Annotated in this window: 17 protein-coding genes; 12 read left to right on the top strand and 5 right to left on the bottom strand. The window is 65.9% G+C overall.

The annotated features are described in order from the left end of the window. Positions 1–14 precede the first annotated feature (14 nt). The 4 genes from CK489_RS30165 to nadC are packed head-to-tail and all read left to right on the top strand — an operon-like array spanning position 15 to position 4,407. Positions 15–971, top strand: coding sequence for an NUDIX hydrolase (locus tag CK489_RS30165; RefSeq protein ID WP_095734911.1), 957 nt, complete (start codon positions 15–17; stop codon positions 969–971). A 54-nt stretch (positions 972–1,025) separates the two neighbouring features. Beyond that, positions 1,026–2,012, top strand: a complete 987-nt coding sequence (nadA, locus tag CK489_RS30170) for a quinolinate synthase NadA (protein WP_095734912.1) — start codon at positions 1,026–1,028, stop codon at positions 2,010–2,012. After that, positions 2,009–3,559, top strand: coding sequence for an L-aspartate oxidase (locus CK489_RS30175; RefSeq protein ID WP_095734913.1), 1,551 nt, complete (start codon positions 2,009–2,011; stop codon positions 3,557–3,559). Before nadA ends, CK489_RS30175 begins: the two co-directional genes overlap by 4 nt. Beyond that, a complete protein-coding gene (gene nadC / locus CK489_RS30180; RefSeq protein WP_050627350.1) occupies positions 3,556–4,407 on the top strand; it encodes a carboxylating nicotinate-nucleotide diphosphorylase in 852 nt (283 codons plus the stop codon). Before CK489_RS30175 ends, nadC begins: the two co-directional genes overlap by 4 nt. Before the next feature lie 4 nt (positions 4,408–4,411). On the opposite strand, the gene CK489_RS30185 is transcribed toward nadC, so the two are convergent. Then, complete coding sequence (locus tag CK489_RS30185) at positions 4,412–5,497, bottom strand: COX15/CtaA family protein (RefSeq protein WP_095734914.1); 1,086 nt, start codon at positions 5,495–5,497, stop codon at positions 4,412–4,414. Between the two features lie 102 nt (positions 5,498–5,599). Here CK489_RS30185 and CK489_RS30190 point away from each other — a divergent pair, with 102 nt between their 5' ends. Further along, positions 5,600–5,809, top strand: coding sequence for a DUF2842 domain-containing protein (locus CK489_RS30190; RefSeq protein ID WP_076857838.1), 210 nt, complete (start codon positions 5,600–5,602; stop codon positions 5,807–5,809). Here the strand turns inward: CK489_RS30190 and CK489_RS30195 are convergent. Continuing rightward, positions 5,806–6,870 (bottom strand): polysaccharide deacetylase family protein, encoded by a 1,065-nt coding sequence (locus tag CK489_RS30195; protein ID WP_095734915.1) that lies wholly within the window; start codon positions 6,868–6,870, stop codon positions 5,806–5,808. The genes CK489_RS30190 and CK489_RS30195 overlap by 4 nt on opposite strands. 154 nt (positions 6,871–7,024) lie before the next feature. Between CK489_RS30195 and CK489_RS30200 the strand changes: the two genes are divergently transcribed. Continuing rightward, positions 7,025–8,218, top strand: a complete 1,194-nt coding sequence (locus tag CK489_RS30200; protein WP_095734916.1) for a GNAT family N-acetyltransferase — start codon at positions 7,025–7,027, stop codon at positions 8,216–8,218. Between the two features lie 18 nt (positions 8,219–8,236). Here the strand turns inward: CK489_RS30200 and CK489_RS30205 are convergent, their stop codons facing one another. After that, on the bottom strand, positions 8,237–9,175 hold the full coding sequence (locus CK489_RS30205; RefSeq protein WP_050627354.1) for a LysR family transcriptional regulator: 939 nt from the start codon (positions 9,173–9,175) through the stop codon (positions 8,237–8,239). 331 nt (positions 9,176–9,506) lie between these two features. Between CK489_RS30205 and CK489_RS30210 the strand changes: the two genes are divergently transcribed. Then, positions 9,507–10,844 (top strand): MFS transporter, encoded by a 1,338-nt coding sequence (locus CK489_RS30210; RefSeq protein WP_050627355.1) that lies wholly within the window; start codon positions 9,507–9,509, stop codon positions 10,842–10,844. A gap of 9 nt (positions 10,845–10,853) precedes the next feature. On the opposite strand, the gene CK489_RS30215 is transcribed toward CK489_RS30210, so the two are convergent. Beyond that, positions 10,854–13,190 (bottom strand): GumC family protein, encoded by a 2,337-nt coding sequence (locus CK489_RS30215; RefSeq protein WP_095734917.1) that lies wholly within the window; start codon positions 13,188–13,190, stop codon positions 10,854–10,856. Positions 13,191–13,365: 175 nt separating this feature from the next. Here CK489_RS30215 and CK489_RS30220 point away from each other — a divergent pair, with 175 nt between their 5' ends. The 4 genes from CK489_RS30220 (at position 13,366) to CK489_RS30235 (ending at position 18,137) form a co-directional block, all read left to right on the top strand. Continuing rightward, entirely contained in the window at positions 13,366–13,992 is a 627-nt protein-coding gene (locus CK489_RS30220) for a polysaccharide biosynthesis/export family protein (protein ID WP_095734918.1), read from the top strand. 3 nt (positions 13,993–13,995) lie between these two features. Beyond that, a complete protein-coding gene (locus CK489_RS30225; RefSeq protein WP_095734919.1) occupies positions 13,996–15,135 on the top strand; it encodes a glycosyltransferase family 4 protein in 1,140 nt (379 codons plus the stop codon). Positions 15,136–15,250: 115 nt separating this feature from the next. Continuing rightward, on the top strand, positions 15,251–16,795 hold the full coding sequence (locus tag CK489_RS30230; RefSeq protein ID WP_050627359.1) for an undecaprenyl-phosphate glucose phosphotransferase: 1,545 nt from the start codon (positions 15,251–15,253) through the stop codon (positions 16,793–16,795). 73 nt (positions 16,796–16,868) lie between these two features. Further along, the gene (locus tag CK489_RS30235; protein WP_095734920.1) at positions 16,869–18,137 is read left to right on the top strand and encodes an O-antigen ligase family protein; all 1,269 of its coding nucleotides are present in this window, start codon (positions 16,869–16,871) and stop codon (positions 18,135–18,137) included. Here CK489_RS30235 and CK489_RS30240 read toward each other — a convergent pair. Then, the gene (locus tag CK489_RS30240) at positions 18,109–18,603 is read right to left on the bottom strand and encodes a MarR family winged helix-turn-helix transcriptional regulator (protein ID WP_198961074.1); all 495 of its coding nucleotides are present in this window, start codon (positions 18,601–18,603) and stop codon (positions 18,109–18,111) included. The genes CK489_RS30235 and CK489_RS30240 overlap by 29 nt on opposite strands. A 123-nt stretch (positions 18,604–18,726) precedes the next feature. Here CK489_RS30240 and CK489_RS30245 point away from each other — a divergent pair, with 123 nt between their 5' ends. Beyond that, a complete protein-coding gene (locus tag CK489_RS30245; protein WP_095735186.1) occupies positions 18,727–19,926 on the top strand; it encodes an FAD-dependent monooxygenase in 1,200 nt (399 codons plus the stop codon). Positions 19,927–20,058: the final 132 nt, after the last annotated feature.

A 20,058-nucleotide genomic window follows, 5' to 3' on the forward strand; every position in this document is an offset into this window, starting at 1 on the left:
CCCGGGACGATCGCGTGGCCAGATCGCCGCAGAAAACCAGCGCACACGCTTCGGGCAACGCGGTCACCGCCGACCTCGTCGCGGTGCTGGTCGCCGTCACCGACGGCACCCCCAAGATCATGACCATCGCCGGCGGCGCCGCGCTGCCGAGCGGACCGTTCGAGTTCACCCACCGCTCCCTGCAAACCGCGTTGCGGGCCTGGGTCGAGGCGCAGACCGGCCACCCGCTCGGCTATGTCGAACAGCTCTACACCTTTGCCGACCGCGGCCGGTCCGGCGACGCCAAGTCGCCGCACAGCGTCTCGATCAGCTATCTCGGCCTGACCCGCGAGGACCGGGTCGGCGAAGGCTTCGAGGCGCACTGGTCCGGCTGGTACGACTACTTTCCCTGGGAAGATCATCGCGATGGCGCACCGGCGTTTATCGCCAAGATGATCGCGCCGAAACTGAAGGCGTGGGCGAAGGCAGCCCCCTCACCAACCTTGCAGCGCGAGCGCTGGCAACGCTGCGCCATCACCTTCGGCCTCGAGGACCGCGACTGGAACGAAGAGCTGGTGTTGCAGCGCTACGAACTCCTCTGGGAGGCGTCGCTGATTCCGGAAGCCGACCGCACGCGAAGTCGTGAAGTATCGGTCGTGCCGGGCAAGCCGATGACGGCGGATCATCGCCGCATCCTCGCGACCGGGATCGCGCGGCTGCGCGCCAAGATCAAATACCGTCCGGTGGTATTCGAGCTGATGCCGGCCGAGTTCACCCTGCTGCAACTGCAACGCAGTGTTGAGGCGCTCGCAGGCCGGCTGGTCCACAAGCAGAACTTCCGCCGGCTGATCGAGCAGCAGGAACTCGTTGAAGAGACTGGCGCAATGGCCGCCGATACCGTCGGTCGGCCGGCCAAGCTGTTCCGCTTCCGCCATGGCGTATTGGCCGAACGGGCCGTCGCCGGCACCAAGCTTCCGCTTTCGCGCACTTGACACGCCTTATGCTCAGGATAAGTATAAGCCATCTTATGCTCACGGAGAGTATAAATGGCCCTGCTCGATACCGATCTTCTCACCCGCACCGCGCCGCTCTATGAGCGCGTCAAACGCGTCATCCCGCCGTTCGAATGGGCGACTTTCGCCGAGGACGTCGACGCGATCCTGGAGCTGAAGCGCCGCCGCAACGCGGTGGTGCTCGCGCACAACTACCAGACGCCGGAGATCTTCCATGGCGTTGCCGACATCGTCGGCGACAGTCTCCTGCTCGCGCGCGAAGCGACCAAGGTCGACGCCGACGTCATCGTGCTCGCGGGCGTGCACTTCATGGCCGAGACGGCAAAGCTGCTGAACCCAGCCAAGACCGTGCTGATCCCCGATCTCAAAGCCGGCTGCTCGCTCGCGGATTCCATCACGGCCGCGGACGTGCGGCTGATGCGCGCGCGCTATCCGGACGCGCCCGTCGTTGCCTATGTCAACACCTCGACCGCGGTGAAGGCGGAGTCCGACATCTGCTGCACCTCGGGCAACGCGCTCAAGATCGTGGAATCGCTCGATGCCGAGCGCGTCATCATGCTGCCGGACGAATATCTGGCGCAGAACATCGCCAAGCAGAGCAGCAAGAAGATCATCGCCTGGAAGGGCCATTGCGAGGTCCATGAGCTGTTCACCGCCGAAGACGTGCGCCAGCTGCGCGAGAATTATCCTGACGTCACGGTCCTGGCACATCCGGAATGCCCGCCCGACGTCGTCGCCGAAGCGGATTTCTCAGGCTCGACGGCTGCGATGCAGACATTCGTCGAGACCAAGCGTCCGCCGCGCGTCGTGCTGCTGACGGAGTGCTCGATGAGCGACAATATCGCGGCGCGCAATCCCGACGTCGACTTCGTCCGCCCCTGCAATCTCTGCCCGCACATGAAGCGGATCACGCTGAAGAACATCCGCCACGCGCTGGAGACCAATCAGCATGAAGTCACGATCGACCCTGAAATCGCCGATCGCGCGCGCAAGAGCGTCGAAAGGATGTTGGCCATATGAGTACCGATCTTTCCGATCTGAACGGCCGCCCGGTCATCATCGGCGGCGGCGCGGCGGGGCTGATGACCGCGCTGCAGCTCGCGCCCGAGCCCATCGTGCTGATCTCGAAATCCCCGCTCGGCGCGGAAGCCTCCAGCATGTGGGCGCAAGGTGGATTGGCCGCGCCGGTCGGTGCGGATGACAGCCCTGCCTTGCATCTCGCCGACACGCTCGCGGCCGGTGCCGGCCTCTGCGACGCGGCAGCGGCATCCCGGATCGTCCGTGCGGCGCCCGCCGCCGTGGAGCATCTCGCCGAGCTCGGCGTCGCCTTCGACCGGAATGCCGACGGCAGCTGGCGCCTCGGCCTCGAGGCCGCGCATCGCTGCAATCGCATCGTGCACGCCACCGGCGATGGCACCGGCCGCGAGATCATGCGCGCGCTGATCGCCGCTGTCCGTCGGACACCGTCGATCACATTGCTGGAAGGCGTCGAGGCGCGCCGTCTGCTGGTCGAGGACAATGCGGTCAGAGGCGTGCTTGCGGCGAGCGACCGCGGCGCGCTGACCATCACAACCAACCGCGTGGTGATCGCGACCGGCGGCATCGGCGGGCTGTTCGCCGACAGCACCAACCCGGGGGGATGCTTCGGCCAGGGGCTCGCGCTTGCGGCACATGCCGGCGCAACACTGTCGGACATCGAATTCGTCCAGTTCCATCCGACCGCCTTCGACGGGCCGTCGCGGCCGATGCCGCTATTGACCGAGGCGATCCGCGGCGATGGCGCCGTTCTGATCGACGAGACCGGACAGCGCTTCATGGCCGATCAACCCGGCGCCGAGCTTGCGGCACGTGACATCGTCGCGCGCGCGGTCTGGCGCCACCGCGCCGCGGGGCATCGCACCTTCCTCGATGCGCGCCAGCATCCAGGCGCGGATTTCGCCAAACGTTATCCCGTGATCAGCGCGTTCTGCAAGATGGCGGGCATCGATCCCGCCACGGACCCGATCCCGATCCGGCCGGCGGTTCACTACCACATGGGAGGCATTGCGGTTGACGGCTTTGGCCGCAGCACCGTGCAGGGCCTGTGGGCCTGCGGCGAGGCCGCACGCACCGGATTGCACGGCGCCAACCGGCTCGCCAGCAACTCGCTGATGGAGGCAATCGTCTGCGCACGCTGGGTCGCCGAGAGCATCGAGGGCGTGGGCGCAGGTCCGCGCGCCATGCTGCGCGACGACGCGACGCCGCCGGCCTCCGATCCATCCGCCGTGCGCCCGATCCTCACCCAAGGGCTCGGCGTCCTGCGCGACCGCGACGGCATCGCACGCGCAATCGGCAGCCTCTATCCGCTCGCGCGCAGCCACGGTGCAGCGTCCGACCCGGCGCTGGTCGGCTTGATGATCGCCGTCGCCGCAATCCGGCGCGAGGAAAGCCGCGGCGGTCATTTCCGCACCGACTTCCCGCACACCGCTGTGTCGGCAGCGCCGTCCACCCTCACCCGCGCCGATGCGCTCACCGCCGCCCGCGACATCGTTGAATCCAAGCTATCAGCCAGGAGTGCTCTATCATGACCCTCAATCCCCTCTTGCCCCTGCTCTATGAGCCGATCGTGCAGACCGCGCTGCGCGAGGATCTAGGCCGCGCCGGCGATATCACCGCGGACGCGATCGTGCCGGCCGGCCAGCAGGCGCGGCTGGTGATGCGGGCACGGCAGCCCGGCGTGATCGCAGGCCTCGACGTGGCGCGGTCAGCGTTCCAGATGGTGTCACCAGCAATCGAGCTGCGCACCGAGCGACCCGACGGCAGCGCGGTCGAGCCCGACCAGGTGATCGCGATCATCGACGGTCCGGCCCGCGGCCTGCTCACCGCGGAGCGCACCGCGCTCAACTTCCTCTGCCATCTCAGCGGCGTCGCGACCGCAACCGCCACGCTGGTGAAAGCGGTCGCGGGCACGCGCGCACAAATCGTCGACATCCGCAAGACCACGCCGGGACTGCGGGCGCTGGAGAAATATGCGGTGCGCGCCGGGGGTGGCGGCAATCACCGTTTCGGGCTCGACGATGCGATGCTGATCAAGGACAACCATATCGCGCTCGCCGGCGGCATCCGCACCGCGATCGAACGCGCCAAGGCCAATGCCGGCCATATGGTCAAGATCGAGGTCGAGGTCGACACGCTGTCGCAGCTCGAGGAAGCGCTGGCGCTCGGCGTCGACGCTGTTCTGCTCGACAACATGACGACCGAGCAGCTCGGCCAGGCGGTTCAGATGGCGCGCGGCAAGGCGATCACCGAAGCCTCCGGCCGCATCACGGCTGCGACTGCCGCAGCGATTGCCGCCACCGGCGTCGACCTGATCTCGGTCGGCTGGATCACCCACAGCTCGGCCGCGCTCGATATCGGGCTCGACTACCTGTCCTGATCGATCAAAGGGACTGGCCTGCCGGAACGAGGTTCGGCTGGCCTTGTTCCGTTCGGCGCGCGGCAAACCGCTCGGCCTGCAGCACCGCGAGCGTCAGTACGACGATCGCGACCGCCTGGTGGGTCAGCGCCAGATCGATCGGGACCTGATGCAGCAGCGTGAGGATGCCGAGCGTCGCCTGCAGCGTGATCGCCGCAACCAGCCACCAGGCGCCTGCGATCACGCCACCGGCGGCGCGCGACCGCACGGCATCGATCGCATGCGCGATCGCCAGCGCGAACAAGAGATACGCGGTCATGCGATGTTCGAACTGCACCGTCAGCGTGTTGTCGAACAGATTGCGCCACCACGGCGTCTCGAACCACAGCCGATCGGCGGACGGGATCAAGCCGCCGTCGATCTCGGGCCAGGTGTTGTAGACCCTGCCCGCGCGCAGGCCCGCAACCAGCGCGCCGAAATAGAGCTGCACGAAAGTGAGCACGAGCAGCACCGCGCTCGTGAGCTTCAGTCTGGCGGGCGCGATCACGGGCGGACGGTCGGTCAGGCGGCGCAACGTCCAGACGATAGCCGCGAAGATCAGCAGCGCCAGCACCAGATGCGTCGCCAGCCGATACTGCGACACCTCGACACGCTCCGAGAGGCCGGAGGCCACCATCCACCAGCCGACGCCGCCCTGTAGCGCGCCGAGGCCGAAGATCACCCACAGCCGGCGGCCGAGCTCACCGCTCACCGTGCCGCGCCACAGGAAATACAGGAACGGCAGCAGATAGGCGGCGCCGATCACCCGGCCGAGCAGCCGGTGGCTCCACTCCCACCAGAAAATGGTCTTGAACTGCTCAAGCGTCATCCCGGCGTTGAGCTCGCGATATTGCGGGATCTTCCGGTAACCCTCGAAGGCCTGGGTCCACTGCGCCTCGGTCAGCGGCGGGAGCGCGCCGGTCACCGGCTTCCATTCGACGATCGACAGGCCGGACTCGGTGAGCCGCGTCGCGCCGCCGACCAGCACCATCAGTGCGATCAGTCCGGCAACTGCGAGCAGCCATACCCTGACGGCGCGGAGCTGCGATGTCTTTGCGGAAATACCGGCCATTTCGCCCTGACTTGATTGGATTTTCGAGCCCCTTATAGTCCGGCGCGCCCGCGGCGCAAGCGCCGCTGAAGACGCTCTGGATCACGAGTTACACATCAAGTCATGGCCATACGCACCCGCAAACTGCTTGGAACCATCTTCCTGCTCATCCTGGTCGTGGTGTGGTCGCTGCTCGGCATGACGGTGGCCCAGACGCCGTGGCTCGCCAATTCCGGCCTGCTGCAGGCGATCTTCTACGTCGTCGCGGGGCTCGGCTGGGTTCTGCCCGCGATGCCGATCGTGTCCTGGATGTCGCGCCCCGATCGCGCTTAGAGCGCACCCTGCTCCCGCGCGCTCCGCGTCGGCCGCACCGGCGCGAACATCACGCCCGACAGCAGCACCCGCATGATCCGCAATGAGCGCACGCGGCCGTCCCATGCGATGCGCGGCAGTGCGTGGAGGTTGGTGCGTCCCTGTGCCTGCACCACCCCGGAGATGGTCGACACTGCGCTGGTAAAGCCGGCCTCCTCCGCCATCACGACATGCGGACGGGCGAATGCCTCGCGGTCCCCGAAGGGGTAGGCGAAATGCTTGACCGGCCGCCGCAGCGCACTCTCGGCGACCGCCTTTCCCATCGCCATCTCGCGCTGTGCGTCGCTATCCTTCAGGCTGGTCAACGCCGGATAATTCACCGTGGCGCTGCCGAACGTCACGTTCGGATCCGCGGCGAGCTTCGCCAGATCCTGCCAGTCGAGTGATGCGCCGCGTGACAATTGTGCGGCGTCGGCCGAATAGCGCCGTGCGAGATCGTTCACCGCATAGGACAGATCAGATGGCGACAGCTTGCGCAGCCAGCCGGACAGGAAGTCGAACAGCTCGTATTTGTCCGACCGGGCCGAGATCACGAAATGACGTTCCCGGCCGTCGATGACAAGGCTGATGCGGCCCTCGCGGGCGATGATGTCCTCGAGCACCAGCCACCACGCCGCGCCCACGCCGTCCGGAAAAGCCGTCGGCAGATAGAGCGTGAACGGGACGCGATGCCAGGCAAGCACGGGATAGGCATGCGTGACGATGTCCTTGCTGGCGCCGTCGAAGCTCAAGCAGGCAAAGCGGCGCCGCTCCGGCATGGTCACCGCGCGGCGGCAGGCCTCGTCGATCCCGACGATGTCGTACCTCCAGCGCTTTAGCGCGCGGATCGTGCGATCGAGGAATGCCGGCGTGATCTCCTGGGATTTCAGCGGCTGGAACCGGGCTCGATGGGCAGGACGGACACGCGCGAAGCGGAGGATCACCCCGGCGCCGCCGGCTTCGCGTTCGCGCAACCTGAAGGCGCCACTGAAATAGGCGAGCTCGGCCCGAGCCCGCCGCAAAATCCCGTTGTCCGGCGCCAAGATCCCGCCACCCGTCCTTGCCGTTCCGGCGGTTCCCACACGCCGCCAGGCACATCCCGAGGCATTGTTATTACTCTTTGTTGACATTTCCCTGCGAAGGTCGGCCCCAGCCGAGACCTGTATATTAATACCTTAAAAAAATTTGGGTTCCGAGATGACCATGGCTGCGGCAATTGAAGGCCAGACGGCGGGCACGCGAACATGGCCGAACGCAATCCGCGTCGCCGGCGTCGACATCTTTCACGATCTCACTGCAGCCGAAGCGACCTGGCGCAGCCTCGAGACATCGCAACACAGCTACACGCCCTATCAGCGCTTCGACTTTCTTGCCTCATGGCAACGCCAGGTCGGCGAGCGCGAAGGCCTGCGGCCCTTCATCGTCGTGGCCCATGACAGCGAACGCCGTCCGCTGCTGCTGTTGCCGCTCGCGGTCGAGCAGCGCCTGGGCGCCAATTGCGCAAGCTTCATGGGCGGCAAGCATGCCACCTTCAACATGGCGCTGTACGACCGCGACTTCGCCGCCAACGCGACCGAAGCCGACATCACGGCCCTGATCGGATCGATCGCCGAGCGGTCCCGCGTCGACGCGCTCATGCTGTGCCAGCAGCCGCTGCGCTGGCAGGACCAGCCCAATCCGATGGTGTTGCTGCCGCATCAGGCTTCGGTGAACGACTGCCCGCTGCTGGTCATCGAGCCCGGCGTGGCACCCGCCGCGCTGATCAGCAATTCATTCCGCCGCCGCCTCAAGGGCAAGGAGCGCAAGCTGCAGGCGCTGCCGGGCTATCGCTACCATGTCGCTGACAACAGCGCCGACGTCTGCCGGCTGCTCGACTGGTTCTTCCGCGTCAAGCCGCAGCGCATGGCCGAGCAGAAACTACCCGACGTGTTCGCCGAGCCGGGCATCGAGCAGTTCATCCGCGCCGCCTGCCTCGCGCCGCGCGCCGACGGCAAGGGCTATGCAATCGACATCCACGCGCTGGAGTGCGACGAGGAAGTGATCGCGATCTTCGCCGGCGTCTCCGACGGTCATCGCTTCTCGATGATGTTCAACACCTACACGATGTCGGCCAATTCGAAGTTCAGCCCCGGCCTGATCCTGATGCGCGACATCATCGATCGCCATGCCGGCCTGAACTATCGCGCCTTCGATCTCGGCATCGGCTCGGACGAGTACAAGCGGCTGTTCTGCAAGGACGACGAAGCGATCGTCGACAGCTTCGTTCCGCTCAGCCTGCGCGGCAAGCCGGCGGCCACCGCGCTTTCGGCGATCAGCCGCGCCAAGCGCGCCGTGAAGCAAAATCCGGCGCTGTTCGAGATCGCGCAGAACCTGCGCAGCATGTTCCGCTGAACACGACTTCGGGTGACGCTACGCGGACGAGCCATCCGGCGCCGCACGGCCGCTCGCGACGCCAAGCCGCATCATCGCATCGAACACCAGCATCGCGGCCGGCGACAACGCCCGCTTGCGCAGCTTGATCAACCCGTAGCTCTCGAGCATCAGCTGGTCGCGGATGCGAAGCATCTTGAAGCGCTGCGGATCCAGCAGATCGAAGATCAGGAGCGGCACCGGCACGATCGCATCGATGCCCGCCGCAATTCCGATCGACGCGAAGAACGACTCGGTGTTGATGATGCGCTGGGGCGGCGCGATGCCCCGGCTGTAGAACAGCCGCTCCAATCCTTGGCGCATGAAAGATTCCCGCGGCTGGATGATCCATTGCAGGTCGACCGTGTCTTCGAGATTGACGCTGTCGAGAGCGGCCAGCGGATGCTCGGCGCGAACCAGCAAGCCGGCCTGCTCGGCGCCGATCTCGTGATAGTCGAACTGTCCGGGATCGACGCCGGCCGGAATTCGCGCAACGACGAAATCGAGCTCAAGCGCAAGAAGACGCGCAACGAGCGGCGGACTGGTGCTGACGTCGAGCGAAATATTCACCCGGTGCAGTTTCTCGCCGAGGTACTGCATGACGTCGACGACAAGGTCGATGCTGGGCTTGGCGACCGTTCCGACCGACACGGTGCCGAGCTCGCCGGACCGGTAACCGGCGAATTCATTGGTGACCCGGTCGAGGTCGGCCAGCACGCTCCTGCCGCCCCGGATCAGGATCGAGCCATAGGCCGTCGGCTCGACGCCGCGCGCGGTGCGTTCGAACAGCGGAACCCGCGCCACCGCCTCGATCTCGGCCAGCATCTTGGATGCCGCCGACTGGGTGATGTTGAGGCGCTCGGCAGCCAGCTGAAGCTTGCGCTCGCTGTCGAGCGCGACCAGCAGGCGCAACTGGCGCAATTTCAGATTATTGATCACGGCCAGTCACCATCCTGCCCGGCAAGTGCCGTCCGGTCCGATTCAATCGGAACGAACAGAGCTCCAGCTTCTTGTCTCGACGCGTCTTCACGATCCGGTGTCCACTTCCCTGAAAACACTCGGGTTCCCGCGATCATACCGCGGTGCATCATGACAGTTTCGCCGTGGCTCCATTCCCAAATGCCATTAGTCACGCGGCCGTTCATTACACAAGAATGAATGCAAGGATTGCAAGGCAACTTGCTAGGGCAAGGCAACGGACCGCTGCGGGTGCACCAGATGCTACCCTGGGCAGCGCAGTCAGCGTACGCCGAATCGAAAACAGAAAGGGATGGGAACGATGAGCGACGATGTCGAGAAGCGCGCGATCGGAAAGATGATGCGACGGCTGATCCCGTTCCTCATCCTGTGCTATTTCGTGGCCTATCTCGATCGCGTCAATGTCGGCTTCGCCAAGCTGCACATGAATACCGCGCTTGGCCTCAGCGAAGCCGCCTACGGGCTCGGCGCCGGTCTGTTCTTCGTCGGCTACTTCTTCTTCGAGGTCCCCTCCAACATCCTGCTCGAACGATTCGGCGCGCGGCGCTGGATCGCCCGCATCATGATCAGCTGGGGAATCGTCTCGGCGGCATTCGCGTTCATCCCGCAGATGTCAGCGGCGAGCGGCCTCTCGAACGAGTGGATCTTCTACTTCCTGCGCCTCTTGCTCGGCGCCTGCGAGGCCGGTTTCTTCCCCGGCATCATTTTCTACCTGACACTCTGGTTCCCGACGATCTATCGCGCCCGCGTCATCAGCCTGTTCATGCTGGCGATCCCGATCTCCAGCATCATCGGGGCGCCGATCTCCGGCCTGCTGCTCAACCTGTCGGGCGCCGGCCTCACCGGGTGGCAGTGGCTGTTCATCTGCGAAGCGCTGCCGTCGGTCCTGGTCGGCTTCGCGGTGCTGGCGATGCTGCCCGACTTCCCGCGCCAGGCAAACTGGCTGCAGCCCGACGAGATCAAGTGGGTGCAGAACACCCTCGAGATCGAGCGGCAGAAGAAGGAAGCCGTGGAGCACATTTCGGTGATGCAGTCGCTCACCGACTCGCGTGTCCTCGCCTGCGCCCTCGTCTATTTCTGCCTGAACGCCGCCAGCTACGGCGTCGCGTTCTTCCTGCCCACCATCATCAAGGCGTTCGGCGTCACCGACACCCAGACCGGCTTCATCGCCGCGCTGCCCTTCGTGTTCGGTGCGGTCGGCATGGTGCTGCTCGGCCGCCATTCCGACAAGACCGGCGAGCGGCGCTACCATGTCGCGGGCGCGCTGGTGCTCGCCGCCGTCGGCATCGGCCTTGCCGGGCTGGTCTCCAGTCCCGTTCTGATCGTCGGCCTGCTCTGTATCGCGCAGATCGGCGTGTCGGCGGTGCCGCCGATGTTCTGGCCGATGCCGGCCAGCATCCTGAACGGCGCCTCGGCCGCAGCAGGCATCGCCGCAATCAACTCGCTCGGCAATCTCTCAGGCTTCGCCGGCCCGTTCGCCATGGGCTATCTGAAGGACCTGACCGGCGGCTTCACGGCAGGCCTGCTGCTGCTCGCGGTCGTCGGCTTGATCGGCGCGCTGGTCACGCTCCGGCTGCGGATCGATCCGGTGCTGGAGCGAGCCGCACGCGAGCCGATGCTGGCGCACTGAGGGTGGCGGTCAGGCTGCCACCACCCGCGGGCCCCTCGCGACCGTTTCCGACGGCGCGCAGGGCTTGCTCAGCATCGTCACTTCGGAGAAGCCGACGGCCCTGAGCTGATCGACCATCTGATGGCGGGCATCCTGCGCCATTGCGGCGTCGGGCACGACGACGGCTTGCGCCTTCGCGGTCAGCAACTCGGCCGGCAGGTCGACGGCCGAGCCGGCGTCGAGCAGCACGTGGTCGTAGACCCGGAGCAGCGCATCGATCGCAAGCGCGAGCCGCGGCGATTGCAGGTGCGCGCGATCGAACCCCGGACGCCCGGCGCTGACGATCTGAACCCGCGACTGCCGATCCTTGGTGATGATCTGCGCGAACGTCGCCTCACCCTGCATCAGCTCGGCCAGGCCGGGCGCGGTGGAATCGACGGTCGCCACCGTCAGCACCGGCGAGGATGCGACGAGATCGACCACCACGACCTTGGCCTGGCGTGCCATCAGGCGGGCCAGCGTCAGCGCGGTCAACGTGACGCTCTCGCCAGTGGCCGGGCCGAGCACCGTGACCTTGTGGGCGGCGGGACCGGCCGCAACGAGACGCTCGGCCAGCGCATCGATCTCGTCGACCGTCACGGCGGGCGCAGGCTGCGGCTCGCTGATGACGGGCTCGTAGGCCATTGCGAGCTCCGGCGCCAAGTCAGGCTCCGGCGAAAGGCTGGGTGCGAGCGGCGATGCGAGCTCGGGCTCAGGCGGCAGCCTCGGCGCCGGCTCGTCCGCGGCTACGGTCTCCATGACCGGTTCGCGGCGCCGGATCACTGCGGCGGCCGGCGCGAAGGCGCGGCCCACCGCGCCTGGCGCGGAGATGCGCAGCAATTCGCCGGTGATGATGATGCCTGACGACAGCAACAGCGTCGCCAGCGTTGCGATCAGCACGATCGGCAGCTTCTTCGGATAGGCCGGCGTATTGGAGACCGTGGCGCGCGAGATGATGCGGCCGTCGGTCGGCGCCGCCTCGATGTTCTCGCGGGCGGTCGCCTCGCGATACTTGGCGAGATAGGCTTCGAGCAGATCGCGCTGCGCCTTGGCTTCACGCTCCAGCCCGCGCAGCTGCACGTCCTGACCATTGCTCGATGCGGCCTGCTTCTTCGACTGGTCGAGGCTCGCCTGCAACGCCTGGACGCGGCCGTCGGCGACGCGCGCGTCGTTGTCGAGCGAGCGGGAGACCTTGCCGGCTTCCTCGCGCAATTGCCGGTCGAGGTCGGCGATCTGCGCCTTCAATTCCTTGATGCGCGGATGGTTGTCGAGCAGCGTCGACGACTGCTCGGCGAGCTGGGCGCGCAGCGTGCCACGCTGTTCGGCGAGCCTGCGGATCAGCTCGGAATTGAGCACTTCCGAAGCCTCGATCGGCTTGCCGCTCTGAAGCATCTCGCGGATCAGCCGCGCCTTGGTTTCGGCATCCGCCTTCAGCGCACGGGCATTGTTGAGCTGCGTGTTCAGCTCGCCCATCTGCTGGTTCGACAGCGGGATGTTGTTGGTGCCGACGAACAGGCTCGACTTGGAGCGGAATTCCTCGACCCGCGAATCCGCGTCGGCGACCTTGGTGCGCAGCTTGTCGATCTCGCCGAGCAACCACGTGCTGGCGGATTTGGCCTGGTCTTGCCGAGCGGCCTGCTGCAGCACGAGATAACCGTCCGCAATCGAGTTGGCGACACGGGCGGCGAGATCAGGATCCTCCGACTGGAATTCGACCACGATGACGCGTGACTTGTCGACCGCATAGGCCTGGAAGCGCTCGTAGAAGGCGTCGAGCACCCGCTCTTCCGGCGTCAGACTGAACGGATCGCGGCCGATGCCGAACAGCGCAAGCAGCGACTTCAGCGGGGAGAAGCCGCGCAGCACCGGATCGAACTCCGGACGCTCGGCGAGCTTGTTCTTCTTGATGATGTCGCGCGCGAGATCGCGCGACATCACGAGCTGCACCTGGCTCGTCACGGCCTCGGCATCAAGCGAGGTGCGTTCGAGGTCGCGCTCGCCATTCGGGCGCAGGAAGGCATTCTCGCGATTGTCGATCAGGATTCGCGCTTCCGACTTGTAGCGCGGTGTCACGACGTTGACGGCAGCGAGCGACAGCGCAAATACCAGCACCGTCGGCACGACGATCCAGCCTCGCTTGCGCGCCAGCGCGCGTCCGAGCACATGCAGATCGAGATCGGTTGCCGGAGCCGTACGCGCCGGCTCGTCAGGAGCGGACATCGGCGAAGCCGGCCTCGCAACGACCTCGTCGGCGACGGGCGCAGACTTCGGCAGCGCCCGCTGCACGACGGCCTTTTCCTTGCCTCTACGCCAGAATGCAAAACGCATAACGAACTCCCGCGGACGCCGCGATTCCACCTCAATGCGGGCGATTACAGTCCATTAAGGTTGCTGCTGGGTTAATCGGCGCGGTTGACGGATGCGACCGCCACCACCGTTCCGTCATGCTTTGTTAACCATGCGTGCCGTTAATCGGGGCCGGTAATTTCGTGGGATTCCTCAAATGCGCGATTTGCGCGCTCCCCTTGTTTGTCTGATTGCTGCGCTCGCGCTGTCGGGCTGCATGGGACGGACCTCGCCGTTTGCCGGCGACCCGGCCCTCGATTCGATGGCGTACGGGCAGCCCTCCTTCGCCGGGCCGGTTGCCTATGCCGAGCCTGCCCCGTCGCGCGAGGCCTATAATCTCGGCCCCGGCGACAAGCTCCGCGTCGTGGTCTATGGCCAGGAAGGCTTGACCAATTCCTATGCGATCGACGCCGCCGGCGCGATCACGATGCCGCTGATCGGCTCGGTACCGGCGCGTGGCCGCACCCCTGCCAGGCTCGCCGCCGAGATCACCGCAAGGCTGCGCAACGGCTTCATCCGCGAGCCGTCGGTGGCGGTTGAGATCGAATCCTACCGGCCGTTCTTCATCCTCGGCGAAGTCCAGGCCCCGGGCCAATATCCCTACGTGCCCAACATGACGGTCGAGAGCGCGGTGGCGATCGCCGGCGGCTTCTCGCCGCGCGCGAGGCGCGACGAGGTCACCCTCACCCACACCGATGCATCGGGCGCCGGCCGCTTCACAGCTCCCCTCGGGACGCCGATCGGCCCCGGTGACACCGTGTTCGTCGGCGAACGCTGGTTCTGATCGATGGTGCAGGATCACAATCAAGACCAGCCGCTCCGCATCCTGCACGTCGTCCGTGCGCCGGTCGGCGGCATCATCCGTCACATCCTCGACGTCGCCAACGGCCAGATCGAGCGCGGCCACCATGTCGGCATCGTCGCCGACAGCCTGACCGGCGGCACGCGTGCCGACGCGGTCCTCGCCGAGATCGAGCCCCGCCTCAAGCTCGGCGTCCACCGGGTCGCGATCCGCCGCGAGCCGCGCTTCGCCGACTTCATGGTCTGGGCGCATATCGCCGGCCTGATCCGAAAGCTGAAGCCGGATGTCGTGCACGGCCATGGCGCCAAGGCCGGCGCCTATGTCCGGCTGCGGCGGCGGTCGAACAAGGTGATCCGGGTCTACACGCCGCATGGCGGCTCGCTGCACTACCCGCTCGACACCTGGAAGGGCCGCTTCTACAGCCAGCTCGAGCGAACGCTGATGAACAGCACCGACCTGTTCCTGTTCGAGAGCGCATTCGCGCGCGACACCTATCAGCGCACCGTCGGCAAGCCCGCAGGGCTCGTCCGCTGCGTCTTCAACGGCGTCACCTCGGAGGAATTCGAACCGGTTGCCAGGGCCGACGACGCCACCGACGTCGCCTATGTCGGCGAGTTCCGGCGCATCAAGGGCGCCGATCTGCTGATCGACGCCGTCGCCAAACTGCGCGCCGACGGCAAGCCGGTGACACTGACGCTCGGCGGCGACGGCGAGGAGTTCGAACGGCTCAAGGAGCAGGTGAAGCGGCTGTCGCTCGGCGATGCCGTTCGCTTCATCGGCCACGTCAAGGCGCGCTTCGGCTTCTCGAAAGGCAGCCTGCTGGTCGTTCCCTCGCGCGGCGACTCGATGCCTTACGTGGTGATCGAGGCCGGCGCTGCGGGAATTCCGATGATCGCCGCCAATGTCGGCGGCATCCCGGAGATCTTCGACACCCACGCCGACGCCCTGTTCGCGCCCAGCAATGCCGCCGCGATGGCCGATGCCATCAAGGCCGCGCTCGATAATCCCGCCGCGACCGCTGCGCGCGCGCAAAAGCTGCGCGAACGGATTTCCGAACATTTCTCGCAGAGCGCCATGGTCGAAGGCGTGCTGGCCGGCTATCGCGACGCATTTGCCAAACGTTAACCACTTCTTGCACACGTAACCGTTTCTTCCGATTTGTCCCCTTAAGTCACGTCAAGGGGAATTTCGCTGCTGCGCGCGGATGCCCATCTGCATGCGCAGGAATGGACGTGGACTCGTGGAACCGTTTAACGCACGCTCGATGCTGGATGCCGCTGCGTCTGCGACGGCCGCTCAGCCGCAGGTCGAACGCCGCCGCCGCCTGTCGCCGGCCGCGCTCGCCGTCACCAATCAAAAAGTTCGCGGCGCCTACTCGCCGGTCGTGATCGCAGGCGTGGTTCGCCTCGCCGATTTCGTGCTGCTCAGCCTGGTCGGCGTCGGGCTCTATCTCGCCTATGTCAGGCCGCTCGCCGGCGGCGATATCCACTGGGGATACATCGCATCGATCCTCGGCATGTCGGCGGCAGCTGTGGTCTGCTTCCAGGCGGCCGACATCTACCAGGTGCAGATCTTCCGCGGCCAGCTCCGCCAGATGACGCGGATGATCTCGTCATGGGCTTTCGTGTTCCTGCTGTTCATCGGCGTCTCCTTCCTGGTCAAGCTCGGCGGCGAGGTGTCGCGGGTCTGGCTGTCGTCGTTCTTCTGCGTCGGCCTCGCGGTCCTGATCGCCGAACGGCTGCTGCTGCGCTCGATGGTGCGGGCCTGGGCGCATGACGGCCGGCTCGACCGCCGCACCATCATCGTCGGCGCCGATCAGAACGGCGAGCAGCTGATCGAGGCGCTCAACGCCGACGACGACACCGACATCCACTTGCTCGGCGTGTTCGACGATCGCAATGACGCACGCGCGATGGAGACCTGCGCCGGTTCCCCGAAGCTCGGCAAGGTCGACGACATCGTCGAATTCGCCCGCCGCACCCGCGTCGACCTCGTGCTGTTCGCGCTGCCGATCTCGGCCGAAACCCGCATCCTGGAAATGCTGAAGAAGCTGTGGGTGCTGCCGGTCGACATCCGTCTGTCGGCCCATACCAACAAGCTGCGCTTCCGCCCCCGCTCCTACTCCTATGTCGGCAAGGTGCCGACGCTCGATGTGTTCGAGGCGCCGATCACGGACTGGGACCTGGTGCTGAAATGGCTGTTCGACCGCGTGGTCGGTGGCCTCGCTCTGCTTGCGGCGCTGCCGGTGCTGGGGCTGGTGGCGCTCGCGGTGAAGCTCGACAGCCCCGGCCCGGTGCTGTTCCGCCAGAAGCGGTTCGGCTTCAACAATGAGCGGATCGACGTCTACAAGTTCCGGTCGCTCTACCACCACCAGGCCGATCCGACCGCCTCCAAGGTCGTGACCAAGAACGACCCGCGCGTCACCCGCGTCGGCCGCTTCATCCGCAAGACCTCGCTCGACGAGTTGCCGCAGCTGTTCAACGTCGTGCTGAAGGGCAATCTCTCGCTGGTCGGCCCGCGTCCGCACGCCGTGCAGAGCAAGCTGGAGAACCGCCTGTTCGACGAGGCCGTCGACGGCTACTTCGCCCGCCACCGCGTCAAGCCCGGCATCACCGGCTGGGCCCAGATCAACGGCTGGCGCGGCGAGGTCGACACCGACGAGAAGATCCAGAAGCGCGTCGAATACGACCTCTATTACATCGAGAACTGGTCGGTGCTGTTCGACCTCTACATCCTGCTCAAGACCCCGTTCTCGCTGATTACGAAGAACGAGAACGCGTACTGAGTTCGATTGCCGTCACTGACGCCGTCACCAAGGCGAGCGTCATGTTGTGTCTGTTGCGTTGCGTGAGTATCCGATGGCCTATGCGGCAACAGCCGGGACGTCCCAATCGCTGACATCGGCGCCGCCGGGCGTGCTCGCGCTGCAGCGGGCGCTTATATGGCTCGCCGGCGCGTCGATCGCCATCGTGTTCATCGAGCCGAGCCCGTATGAACTGGTCACGCTGACCGCTTGCGTGCTGTTCTTCGCCACCGGCCTGCGCATGCAGCTCGTGTTCATGCCGCTGTTGTTCGCGCTGATCGTGGTCAATGTCGGCTACAGCATCGGCGCGGTGCCGTTCCTCGACAAGCCGGAGGTGGTGAACTGGATCCTCACGTCTTGGTACATGGCCGTCACCGTTATCTTCTTCGCGATGGTGATGTCGGAGGACACCGAGGCGCGGCTCGACATGCTGCGTCGCGGGCTGATCGTCGGTGCGATGATCGCCTCGCTCGCCGGTATTGCCGGCTACTTCCATCTGGTGCCCGGCGGCTATGATCTGCTGACGCTGTATGACCGCGCCCGCGGGACCTTCAAGGATCCCAACGTGCTCGGCGCATTCCTGATCCTGCCGGCGCTGTTCACGCTGCAAAGCGTGGTTTCCGACCGCTTCGGCAAGGCGCTCCGCAACGCCATCGCCTTCGGCATCATCTCGCTCGCGATCCTGCTGTCGTTCTCCCGCGCCGCCTGGGGTGGCCTGATTGTCACCGCGGCCTTCATGCTGGCGCTGATGGTGTTCACCAGCCGCTCGCAGGCGCAGCGCTCGCGCATCATCGTGATGACGCTGATCGCCGTGATCCTTGCCGTTGCGCTGATCGCGGTGCTGCTGTCGATCGGCACGGTCGCCGACATGTTCAAGCAGCGCGCGAGCTTCGACCAGAGCTACGACGAAGGCCGCTTCGGCCGGTTCGGCCGCCACATCCTCGGCGCCCAGATGGCACTGGAATTGCCATTCGGCATCGGCCCCCTGCAGTTCCACACCTACTTCCCCGAGGACACCCACAACTCCTTCCTCAACGCCTTCATGTCGGGCGGCTGGATCTCGGGCATCTGCTATCCGGCGCTGGTGTTCGTCAGCGCGGTCATCGGCTTCCGCTACATCTACTGGCGGGTGTCCTGGCAGCGCGATTATCTGGCGATTTTCTCGGCGTTCCTCGGCATCGCCGGCGAGAGCTTCATCATCGATACCGACCACTGGCGGCACTTCTGGATGATGCTCGGCACGATGTGGGGGATGTACGCGGCGGCCGAGCGCACCCGCGCGACATCGCTCGAGGTCAGCGACGAGACTTCGGCGGAAGCTTGAGACTGGCGCGCTGCTCCGGCGGCGTGTCGATCACCGCCTTCAATGCCTCGGTCGCCGCCAGCACGCCCTTGTAGCCGTCATTGGCGAAGCGCAGCAGCAACCGCAACTCGTCGTCGCTGTAGCTGCCCCACAGCTTGAGCATCGCCTCCTGCATCGGCACGTAGAACTTGCCGATCTCGGCCGCCCTTTCCTCCACCACCGAGATGAAGACCTTGCGGCGGTCGCTCTCGTCGCGCTCGCGGCGCACGTAGCCGGCCTTCTCCAGACGATCGACCACGCCGGTGATCGCGCCGGTCGTCAGCCCGGTGACCTCGGCGAGCCGGCCTGCGGTCACCCGCCCCTCAAGGTGCAGAATGTCCATGCATTCCATGTCGGAATTGGAAATTCCGGCCATGTTTGCAACGGCTTGGCCATACATCACACCCTGCGCGGACGACCGGCGCATCGCCTCCTCGAGCTCCTGCATCAACGCTTCGCGCGACTTCGCACTTGACAAAGCTGCTCCTATATCTTACTCGCCTAATATCTTATATACTAAGATAATTAGCAACTAACCTTTCGTAGCCCACACGGATGCATGGAGCAAGGCATGACGAGACGTCCCCGTAAAGCTCTGATCATCGGCGCCGGCATCGCAGGTCCGGTGACCGCGATGTTCCTGACCCGCGCCGGCATCGAGGCCGAGCTCTATGAAGCCTGGCCCTACTCCACCGGCATCGGCGGCGGCTTGCAGATCGCGCCCAACGGCATGCATGTGCTGGCGGAGCTCGGCCTCGCCGACGAACTGATCCGCAACGGCTCGATCGCGGAATCCTTCGACTTCTATTCGCAGGGCGGCAAGAAGCTCGGCTCGCTCAACCAGAACATGCAGCAGCGCTTCGGCCAGCCCGCAGTGAACATGTGCCGCGCGATGTTGAACGAGACGCTGATCGACAAGGCCTGGGGCTCCAACGTCTCGGTGTTCTTCGAGAAGAAGCTGGTGAAGATCGAGGACCGCGGCGACCAGCCGGTCATCGCCTATTTCAACGACGGCAGCACCGCCGAAGGCGATTTCGTGATCGGCGCCGACGGCGTGCACTCGGCGGCGCGGCGGCACGTGATCCCGGACGGACCGACGCCGTTCGACACCGGGCTGATCGGCTTCGGCGGATTCGTGCCGCGCGCCATGTTCGAGCGTCTCCCGATCGGCCAGAGGGTGGAGACCACGTTCGGCCAGAGCGGCTTCTTCGGCTACGGCCTGTGCAGCCCCGATCCGGACACCGGTGCGATGTGGTGGAGCACGCAGCCGTCGCACGGCATGACCGCGACGGCCTGGCGGCGGCAGGGTCAGGATGCGATCAGGCAGCATCTGCGCGATTTCCACGCCGGCTGGCATGCGCCGATCCCCGAGATCATCACGACCGCCGAGAACATCGTGGTGACCGACACGCTCGACGTCGCGACGCTGCCGACCTGGTCGCGCAAGCGCACGCTGCTGATCGGCGATGCCGCGCACGCCACCAGCCCGCATGCCGGCCAGGGCGCATCGCTCGCGCTGGAAGACGCGCTGCGGCTCGGCATGCTGATGCGCGACGGCCAGGAGCTCGGCCTGACGTTCCAGGCCTTCGAGCACGAGCGGCGCCCGCGCGCCGAGAAGATCGTGGCGATCGCCCGCCGCAACGGCAACAGCAAGCGCGAGTTCAGCCCGACCGGCGCCTGGCTGCGCGATCACATCCTGAAGCTGCTGCTGCCGGTGTCATCCAAGGGTATGGACTTCATGTACGCGTACAACCCGCGGGCGGCGGCGTAGCCTCTCACTGTCATGCCCCGCGAAAGCGGGGCATCCAGTATTCCAGAGGCAATCATTATTGAGCCGATGGGCCGCGGCGTACTGGATCGCCCGGGCGAGCCGGGCGATAACGCTGGGACAAGCGGCGAGAGC

Source organism: Bradyrhizobium sp. UFLA03-84 (assembly GCF_002289535.1).
GTDB lineage: Bacteria > Pseudomonadota > Alphaproteobacteria > Rhizobiales > Xanthobacteraceae > Bradyrhizobium > Bradyrhizobium viridifuturi.